The organism is Blautia sp. BIOML-A1, assembly GCF_009883055.1.
Taxonomy (GTDB): Bacteria; Bacillota; Clostridia; order Lachnospirales; family Lachnospiraceae; genus Blautia_A.
The window spans coordinates 1-7,196 of sequence record NZ_WWVR01000061.1 but is presented as its reverse complement, the minus strand read 5'-3'; the positions used below and the strand labels follow the sequence as shown (position 1 = coordinate 7,196).

The window sequence follows — 7,196 nt, the reverse complement described above, 5'->3', positions numbered from 1 at the left end:
AGGCAAGCAGTATTGGTGTCATGGACGCACCCTGAAAAAAGGCGGTATCCCGCCAGATTTCAGATGCTCTGGTAACTTGTTGCCGAGTAGTTCACATGCTCTGGTAACTTGTTGCCGAGTAGTTCACTGTATTCTTCGGTATGAGAGAGAACCTGACACCTCCATGATCCGGATGGTAATTTCTTTGCAGTTGCCATAATATCATCTTCCTTTCCTAAAATTGGGTACAAAAATAACAGACACACAAATGTTCTGGTTGTATGTCTGCTCCGAAGATGATACAATATGTTTCGTCGAAAGAGTATCTCTTCGGAGATCTGAGCCGGTTCCTGTTGGCGCGGGAGCCGGTTTTTTATTTATGAATTATCTTTGAGAGTGAGTAGTGTACAATTTGTCACAAGTTCTCAATCCATCTATATGTTCGAAAAGATCTGGCTTTATTGCGGCACCTAGAGGATCTAGAATAAAATCGATACCTTCTCTACGAGCAAGTTTTGCGGCAGAAACAAAGTCGCTATCTCCGGAAATCAAAACAATTTGATCAACCTGCTGTTTATAAGCCATAGAAGCGATATCTAATCCTATTTTCATATCGACTCCTTTTTGATCAATCTCTAAGCAGAAATCTTTTTCCTGCAAATCTGTAAAATTAAGTTTTCCATTACATAATTTTTTTACTACCTCAGGACGAATCGTATAGTGTGCTTGCTCTTCTGCAAGCTTTCCTAAACGAATAGCAAACTTTCTTTTCTTTTTTAATTCATTCAAAAAAGTAGTAGTCCATTCAAATAAATCAGTTTTTCCAAGATCAACTTGTTGTTTTAGAAAAGGGTGATAGATACGCTTCTTGGAAGGAGCACAGTCATAATAGAAAATTCTATACAGATCATTATCTTCCCCATGGGTATTTAAGTGACGCTTACAGTAATTGGTTAATTCAACTGCACGCTCTTCAGCAGTTTTATCTCCAAAAACAGATTGAGCTCTTCGTCTATAAAAGCCTCCATCAACAAGAATTGCTGTTTTTAAATGCGTTACAGTATTGTTCTTTCTCATATGTAATTCCTTTCTTAAAATGGAAAAAGCTCTAGGGTTCGGTCATTCCCATATGCTGAGAGACGTACAACCTAGAGCATTATTAACAAGGTAATCTTTGATTACAACCTCATCTTAGTACTGTTTTATTAAAAAGTCAATACTTTTTTGAATAATAGTATTGACTTTTTTTAATATAAGTATATAATATAATGCCCTATACAGAATGTAGGGTGAACGAAAGATTGAAATACAATATATAGTTATGTTATATAAAATAATCGTTTGAAATAGTCATTTGCGGTTGGCGATAATTTATTGTCGATGCATTCAGCAGTAACAAATTTCATAACCGCGAACGGTTCAAAATAAATAACATAATTATCAATAGCAGCACACACGCCGTATTTGGACCTGTAGCACCGAATAGCTTCTTTCAGGTATCCTTCTGTAGCATCCAGAAACTCTGCCATCTCATATAGGTTTCTGCACCCAGCTTCATAGGCTCTGACCAGACCGGTTAATCCGATCTTGAGGTTATAACCATATAATCTGGCACGCTATTCCTGCTTCTGTTTCATAATATTATCCTGATCCAAAATATCCCCGGAACTGGTACGATCATGTCCAATCTCTTCGGCAAGCACACAAGACTTCTCAGCTTGCGTTTCTATATCTTTTCGGATTGCTATCCGTTTACCCTTGAGCAGACCGTCGTGATCTGTCAGAGAATGTTCTTTTACTGCCAGACCATTCTGATCGGCAGCAGTCAGTAACTGTTCGTAATTCAACGGGATCACCCCTTTTAAAATCAAATTGCGGATTTTAAGGATGGATAGGTATAGCTGTGTTCATACATATATTCCGGGGCACAGTCAATCTCCTCGTCCATCCACGTAACAACTCCATGGACAATCTTGAAATTGCTAAAAATATCAGGATCATTTAAAGGAGTAAATACTTCCTCGTTTAAAACAGTAGCATCAAATACTCTTTTCTCACCGGAAGAGAAAGTAAGAAGCAACATTTTCTCTCCTGTAACCTTTGCATCCTGTATTTTCAATAATTCTTTTGCAGAACCTGCATACAAAATTCCATTTACTTCAAACATGATTCCTCCTTATAATAAAACTCCCTTTTCAAAGTTCATAAACAAAATATGGTTTGACAAATATTTTGAACATTTGTATAATATACTTAACAAGACAACTGGAACGATAGCTGAAACCTATCCGTTTCTGGTGTAATAAGAGTTATAGAAATAGCATCCTACTTGACCAGAGCGGGGATGCTATTTCTTATTTTTCAGATTCAGAATAGCTACGATTAAAAGTCCTGTGTTCAGGATAATCATAAATTCTTCATATGTACTCATAAGCCCCACTCCTTTCTGCAAGACTCAGAAACGGAGTGGTACCGCATCCTCCCAGTTGCCCTGGTAAGTATATTATATTGTCAAAGTATCTGCGTATTCGGTCGAATACAATCTAATTCCACATAGAATCATCATCCATAATATCAAGATCATGCTGAACACCCTCCGGTGTCTGCTCAACGTCTGTATGGGCATGGGCGGCGAGAACGTCTTCTTCCATCTGCTGAGCGGAGAGAAGACTTTTTGAATAGGTGAGAACCTTGGACTGGTTGGGTTTATTTAACTTTCTATAAGAGAGAACTAACTCGGATTCTGCTACATTTTCACAACGAATATTATTGTGCAAAGGACTAATTGAAGAAGACTGCCATCCCATTAAATCAGCAGGAGTAGTATCTAGGGCTTTGGCTAGAGGCTCTAAAACGGGAGTGGGCATATTTTCAATATCTCCATTTTCATATCTATATATTGTTGCACGAGATTTTCCAATTTTTTCGGCTAAATCATCAGCAGTAAGTCCAAGCTCTAATCTACGTTGCTTTATTCTGTCTCCTGTATTCATATTAATATCCTCCTTACGTTAGGTATAGTAACATATAAATCGCAAATTTGCAACATATAAATAATGAATATGCGAAAATATTCTCAAATATGCGAAAAGTGGCTTGACAAAGAAATATGGTTGTGATAATGTAATTATAGTCGCAGATATGAGAAAAAGAAAGGAGGCATACAGTGGTAAATATAAATAGATTAAAAGGGAAAATAGTAGAATGCGGCTTAAATACTTCTGAACTTGCGGCACTAATTGGAATTGATAGAGCCATATTATACAGGAAATTCAATGCTGACGGGGAGTCAATTACGATTAAAGAAGCGGATTTGATTTCAAAAGAATTAAATCTTTCGCGTGATGAAGTGAATGCTATTTTTTTTAGTCAATTTGTCGCATAAATGAGAATTAATGTTAAAAAGGAGTGAAATGAAAACGAATAAGGTAAGATACCAAGACATGACAGAAAGTGAGAGAAACGAGCTTATTGCCTACACAGCAGGAATGGAAGCGCATTCCAGTGAGAATATTGAGAAATTACGGAAGGCGCAGACATCCCTACAGGCTATTGTAGTTCTGGACACAGTGTTGTTATTAATTATTTTAACAATGATATGACTGCACATATAGCAGAAGTTCCAGCGAAAATAGTGTTGAGTATTAATAATCCTTTGATCCAGAACCATTCTGAGCGTTTTTGCCTTTTTAATTGTTTTTCACGTTCAAGAGTAGGAAGTACATATTTTTTGTAAGCTTCGGATTTTTCAAATTCTTTTAATGATTCTTTTGAAATTCCAGCGATTGAGGATGGATCAGGAAAATCGGGAAACTCAGGGATGAAATTAAAATGTTCAAAAGTTTTTTTATCCATGGACATTCTCCTTAGGTTAAGTATTAGGCATGGTCAATATTTCAATGGAACGGTAAGGTTTAAGAATGCATACCTGATTGATCTTGGAGAACATTCAGATGAGATTTCAAAAAAATGGTATACAAACATTTTTCCAACTAATTTTAATAATTCCTCAGCAATGACGGCAAAAATGACTCCTTCTAGCAAGAACGGTTGGAAGACATATGATTTTCTTGTATCTCATACAAACGTATGGGGTTGAACAAAGTATAAATATACGGGTGATGAGGTCATTGCTCTGAGAGGACATACGATAGAACTGGGCTGTACATTGATGGAATTTTCCAATGGTGAAACAGGAATGGGAAGTTCTTCGAATGGATGGGTAAACTATGCGTTTGGAATTGGTGTAAATACAGATAACCCTAATACAGTTCGTTTGTATGCAAATACTCAGGATAAATCAGAGGTTTGGGATGGTGAAAAAATATGCTGTTTGAAATATACGATTCCAAATGATGCGACCAGCCTGGTTATAGGTTTCCAAAGCTACGGATTTGCGACTACAGTAACGGTATCCCTCAAAGATGTGTATATGTATGATCTGGGAGAAGAAGTATCTATACGAGGAAAAGATTCTACCAATGCATCATTGCGTCTTTGCAGAATTAACGAGGAGCAGGAAGAACTTACCCCATCGAAGATGCGAAACGCTTTATATATAACTGAAAAAGGCGGAATGTACTGTTATGATTTGAAAGGTGTGAAAGTAGACATTGCTGGAAGCATCTACATTGGTGCTGCCAAGGCAGGTTATACCGGATCTCCAGAAGAATTTGGAAATGCCCTGTACCAATTAATCCAAAAAATAGATTTGTAGAGGAAAAATATGAAGAAAATCAGAGCAGAGCCGTAAGGCTCTTATTTTTATACAAAATTGCGCCGGCGCAACCGGAGAAAGAGTGGAATAGTGAAAGAAATACTTATCCAGACATATACTATTGTATTACCGGTACTCTTAGGCTACATCGTCTGGCTCCTGAAAAATCAGAAAAAAGACAGAGACGCTAACAGCAAAGGAACGATGCTTCTGCTTCGCGTCCAGCTCATAGAGTATCACGCAAAGTATACAGCCCTTGGAACCATCCCGTCATATGCTTACCAGAATTACTGCGAGATGTATGCAGCATATCACGAACTAGGCGGAAACGGCATGGTGACCAAAATGAAACAGGAAATCGAAGAGCTACATATTAAAAGAAAAGGAGAATGATTATGGAACAGATTACAAATTATGTAAAACCGGAACTCATCGTAGTAGCTATTGCTTTATATTTCGTAGGCATGGCACTCAAGCAGGCGCAGGCAGTAAAAGATAAGTACATCCCGCTTATTCTTGGCGGGATCAGCGTTGTGATCTGCGCAATGTATGTATTTGCTACAACCACGCTGGGGACACCACAGGATATTGTGATGGCAATCTTCACGGCTATCGTACAGGGAATCCTGGTAGCTGGTCTTTCTACATATGTCAACCAGCTGATCAAACAGACACACAAAGACGAGTGACCTGGGGATGAGAGATCATCCCTTTTCTCATTATGAAAGCAGGAGGTAAAAACATGGAAATTAAAGGTATTGATGTATCAGCCTGGCAGGGCAAGATTGATTGGAAAACAGCCGCAGATTACGGAATGGGATTTGCAATTCTCCGGATCACAGAAGCTGGCAATGTTGTTGATTCGCAGTTTGAAAACAATCTGGCCGGATGCAACAAATATAACATCCCTGTCGGTGTTTACAAATACTCCTATGCAATGACGATCGCAGAGATCCAGAGAGAAGCCCGTAAGGTAGTAAGTACATTAAATGGACGCAGGATCCAGTTTCCGGTATTCTTGGATCTGGAATACAACAATCAGAGATCTCTTGGATCCGAGAGCATCCACAAGATGGCAGATGCCTTCCGCGAGATCGTAGAGGCAGCGGGATATAAATTTGCTATCTATTGCAATGTGGACTGGTACGAGAACGTGATCTGCAGTCATCTGAAAAAGTATGACTTTTGGATTGCCCGCTATCCGGCTAACGATGACGGATGGCTTCAGGAACGACTCCGACCAGATTTTGGCGTGGGCTGGCAGTATAGCTCAAAAGCCAAGATTCCAGGCATCAGCGGAACTGTAGATCGCAACGTATTTTATAAGGATTACTCCGAAGAAATTGAGAAGAAAGAGGAAACAACTGTGAACAAATTACAGGAACATACCAAGCTTGGAGATTATTACGCCAACAATGGCGGCACAAAACCATATCTGGAGAAAAAAAGTAATGCTTATCTGGATGATTTTACCAAGAACGCTGGTGACAAGAACTACACCAAGTTTGCCCGTGATGTAAATAACTGGAATCAGCCGGGATGCCAGGGGCAGCCGTGGTGTGCGGTCTACCAGTTCTGGAAATTGGTCAAAGTGTTTGGATTGACCAAAGCCCTTCAGATCATGGGTGGCGGCTTCTACAACTGCCAGAGTGTCACCCGTCATGCCAAACAGAAAGGAACCTGGCACAGCACACCAAAGAAAGGTGCGCTGATCATCTTCCGGAATGGCTCACACATCGGATCCGTAAACTCGTATGACGCAACCTACGTCTACACCAATGAAGGCAATACATCCAGCGCACCAGGTGTTGTGGCAAACGGCGGAGCGTGCCGCAATAAGAAATATAAACTCACAGATTCTGCGATTGATGGCTACGTATGGATCGATTACGGTACAACAGAAGACCAGAAATCCACAGAGACTGCAGTGCAGCTTAGCAAAGTTCCGAAATGGGTGGGCATGGTCAATACCGCCGAGCTCAACGTCCGTTCCTGGCCAGGCAAAGAGAATCCAACCATCAAAAAATACCCGTATCTTGCACAGCATAATCTTATTGATGTGTGCGATACAATCAAGGCTGCTGATGGCAGTACTTGGTATTATGTCCGTATTGTAAATAAGTACTACGGATTTGTGGCAGCTCGTTACATTACCAGGGTATAAAAAAATCCCGGCAGGTACCCTCTGCCGGGAGCATATTGTATCATCATTTTCGTGTGAACTTTCGTGAGAACCAGTGTGCAGTTTCTATGTTTTATTGTACATTATCTTGTAACGCGGAACATAATAAAAGTATTGATTTTACAGGGCTTTCGGAGAATTTCTTGTATTTACTGGTGTTTGCGGATTTTCAAAGAATCCGGTTCGAGTCCGGCCAGCGGCACCTCAAAAGTCCTGAATTTTTCAGGGCTTTTTCTTTTTGCTTTATAGGAAACTGCTCCTACGGAGCACTCTTGAATGAAAGATGCCCTCCGGTAGGCGGGCATACTAAAAGGACGG

The 7,196-nt window shown here is 39.8% G+C and carries 10 protein-coding genes; 5 read left to right on the top strand and 5 right to left on the bottom strand.

Translation table 11 applies throughout. The annotated features are described in order from the left end of the window. Positions 1-363 precede the first annotated feature (363 nt). From GT674_RS16240 to GT674_RS17535, 4 genes are all read right to left on the bottom strand, one after another. The gene (locus GT674_RS16240) at positions 364-1,056 is read right to left on the bottom strand and encodes an NYN domain-containing protein (protein WP_161286626.1); all 693 of its coding nucleotides are present in this window, start codon (positions 1,054-1,056) and stop codon (positions 364-366) included. A 539-nt stretch (positions 1,057-1,595) separates the two neighbouring features. Beyond that, complete coding sequence (locus tag GT674_RS17835) at positions 1,596-1,826, bottom strand: hypothetical protein (protein WP_330585633.1); 231 nt, start codon at positions 1,824-1,826, stop codon at positions 1,596-1,598. Between the two features lie 20 nt (positions 1,827-1,846). Further along, positions 1,847-2,146: a DUF2442 domain-containing protein gene (locus GT674_RS16230; protein ID WP_161286625.1), complete on the bottom strand. Its 300-nt coding sequence runs from the start codon at positions 2,144-2,146 to the stop codon at positions 1,847-1,849. 376 nt (positions 2,147-2,522) lie between these two features. Continuing rightward, a complete protein-coding gene (locus GT674_RS17535) occupies positions 2,523-2,972 on the bottom strand; it encodes a helix-turn-helix domain-containing protein (RefSeq protein WP_243149177.1) in 450 nt (149 codons plus the stop codon). A 173-nt stretch (positions 2,973-3,145) separates the two neighbouring features. Between GT674_RS17535 and GT674_RS16215 the strand changes: the two genes are divergently transcribed. Then, positions 3,146-3,364 carry an XRE family transcriptional regulator gene (locus tag GT674_RS16215; RefSeq protein ID WP_161286624.1) on the top strand — a complete coding sequence of 73 codons (219 nt, stop codon included), beginning with the start codon at positions 3,146-3,148 and terminating at the stop codon, positions 3,362-3,364. Between the two features lie 197 nt (positions 3,365-3,561). Here GT674_RS16215 and GT674_RS16210 read toward each other — a convergent pair whose 3' ends face one another. Then, positions 3,562-3,834, bottom strand: coding sequence for a hypothetical protein (locus tag GT674_RS16210; RefSeq protein ID WP_161286623.1), 273 nt, complete (start codon positions 3,832-3,834; stop codon positions 3,562-3,564). 316 nt (positions 3,835-4,150) lie between these two features. Here GT674_RS16210 and GT674_RS16205 point away from each other — a divergent pair, with 316 nt between their 5' ends. From GT674_RS16205 to GT674_RS16190, 4 genes are all read left to right on the top strand, one after another. Further along, on the top strand, positions 4,151-4,696 hold the full coding sequence (locus GT674_RS16205; protein ID WP_161286621.1) for a hypothetical protein: 546 nt from the start codon (positions 4,151-4,153) through the stop codon (positions 4,694-4,696). A 90-nt stretch (positions 4,697-4,786) separates the two neighbouring features. Next, the gene (locus tag GT674_RS16200; RefSeq protein WP_173903141.1) at positions 4,787-5,089 is read left to right on the top strand and encodes a hypothetical protein; all 303 of its coding nucleotides are present in this window, start codon (positions 4,787-4,789) and stop codon (positions 5,087-5,089) included. Positions 5,090-5,091: 2 nt separating this feature from the next. Next, positions 5,092-5,385 (top strand): phage holin family protein, encoded by a 294-nt coding sequence (locus GT674_RS16195; protein WP_192926064.1) that lies wholly within the window; start codon positions 5,092-5,094, stop codon positions 5,383-5,385. Positions 5,386-5,438: 53 nt separating this feature from the next. Continuing rightward, positions 5,439-6,860 (top strand): GH25 family lysozyme, encoded by a 1,422-nt coding sequence (locus GT674_RS16190; RefSeq protein WP_161286619.1) that lies wholly within the window; start codon positions 5,439-5,441, stop codon positions 6,858-6,860. Positions 6,861-7,196: the final 336 nt, after the last annotated feature.

Bases quoted from the DNA above. Each gene is read 5' to 3' on its own strand.
- GT674_RS17535 (WP_243149177.1), bottom strand. From the start codon at position 2,972: ATGAATACAGGAGACAGAATAAAGCAACGTAGATTAGAGCTTGGACTT.
- GT674_RS16195 (WP_192926064.1), top strand. From the start codon at position 5,092: ATGGAACAGATTACAAATTATGTAAAACCGGAACTCATCGTAGTAGCT.
- GT674_RS16240 (WP_161286626.1), bottom strand. From the start codon at position 1,056: ATGAGAAAGAACAATACTGTAACGCATTTAAAAACAGCAATTCTTGTT.
- GT674_RS16205 (WP_161286621.1), top strand. From the start codon at position 4,151: ATGGAATTTTCCAATGGTGAAACAGGAATGGGAAGTTCTTCGAATGGA.
- GT674_RS16190 (WP_161286619.1), top strand. From the start codon at position 5,439: ATGGAAATTAAAGGTATTGATGTATCAGCCTGGCAGGGCAAGATTGAT.
- GT674_RS16230 (WP_161286625.1), bottom strand. From the start codon at position 2,146: ATGTTTGAAGTAAATGGAATTTTGTATGCAGGTTCTGCAAAAGAATTA.
- GT674_RS16210 (WP_161286623.1), bottom strand. From the start codon at position 3,834: ATGGATAAAAAAACTTTTGAACATTTTAATTTCATCCCTGAGTTTCCC.